Source organism: Protofrankia sp. Cr1, assembly GCF_963555865.1.
Lineage (GTDB): Bacteria > Actinomycetota > Actinomycetes > Frankiales > Frankiaceae > Protofrankia.
The window spans coordinates 7340-8626 of sequence record NZ_CAUVXO010000037.1; the positions used below are offsets into that span (position 1 = coordinate 7340).

At 65.9% G+C, this 1287-nt stretch carries 1 protein-coding gene; it reads right to left on the bottom strand.

Annotation, left to right across the window (positions count from 1 at the left end):
- Positions 1-10 precede the first annotated feature (10 nt).
- On the bottom strand, positions 11-1099 hold the full coding sequence (locus U9980_RS05840; protein ID WP_322751007.1) for an adenosine deaminase: 1089 nt from the start codon (positions 1097-1099) through the stop codon (positions 11-13).
- Between the last annotated feature and the right edge of the window lie 188 nt (positions 1100-1287).

Here is a 1287-nt window from a genome sequence, read left to right on the forward strand (position 1 = left end):
GGCCGACCGGCTACCCACCGGAGCGCAACCGTGCGAAACCAGGCTTGATCACATCGTTGATGATGGCGAGACGCTGATCGAACGGAATGAAGGCCGATTTCATGGCGTTCACGGTCAGCCACGAAATGTCCGACCAGCCGTAGCCGAAGGTGTCGACCAGAGTGGCGAACTCACTCGACAGCGTCACACCGCTCATCAACCGGTTGTCGGTGTTGACCGTCACCCGGAAGTGGAGCCTGCGCAGCAGACCGATGGGATGCTCGGCGATGCTGACGCACGCCCCCGTGTCCACGTTGGACGTGGGGCACATCTCCAGCGGCACCCGGACGTCACGGACGTAGTTGGCGAGCCGCCCGAGAATCACATCACCGTCCGGGTCGATGGCGATGTCATCCATGATCCGAACTCCGTGCCCGAGACGGTCAGCGTTGCACCACTGCAGCGCCTCCCAGATCGACGGTAGCCCGAACGCCTCGCCGGCGTGGATCGTGTAGTGCCCGTTCGCCCGCTGCATGTACTGGAACGCATCCAGGTGGCGGGTGGGCGGGAAGCCGGCCTCGGCACCGGCGATGTCGAAACCGACGACACCCCTGTCCCGCCACCGGACGGCGGCCTCGGCGATCTCCAACGACCGGGCCGCGTGACGCATGGCGGTCACCAGGGCACGGATCTTCAGCCCGGTCCCGGCCGAACCGGCGCGGAAGCCGTCCAGAACCGCCTCGATCACCGCGTCGAGTGCGAGCCCGCCTTCGACGTGCAGCTCTGGAGCGAACCGGACCTCGGCGTAGACGACGCCGTCCGCAGCAAGATCTTCGGCGCATTCTCGGGCCACCCGAGCGAGCGCGTCCGCGGTCTGCATGACCCCGACGGTGTGGCTGAACGTCTCCAGATAACGCACCAGTGACCCGCTGTGGGCGCCACCGCGGAACCAGGTCGCGAGCTTGTCCACAGCCACGGTGGGTAGGGCGTCGTAGCCGACCTCGTCGGCGAGTTCGACGACGGTCGCGGGACGAAGGCCGCCATCGAGATGGTCGTGCAGCAGCACCTTGGGCGCCCGACGGATGGCGTCCAACGACGGTGGCGGGGCGGGCGCGCTCATCGTCCGACCGTACGGGAGCCGCGGGTCGGTGCCCACAGCAGACTTCCCCGCGCCGCGGGGAATTATTGCGATCATGCACGGTAGGACACACGGTGCTCTTCCGCGATCCGGTTCTGATCCGTTACCGTTCGAAACATGTGTTTTCCATCAAGCAAAGACGAAAACCGTCCATCACTGGATGAAACGGA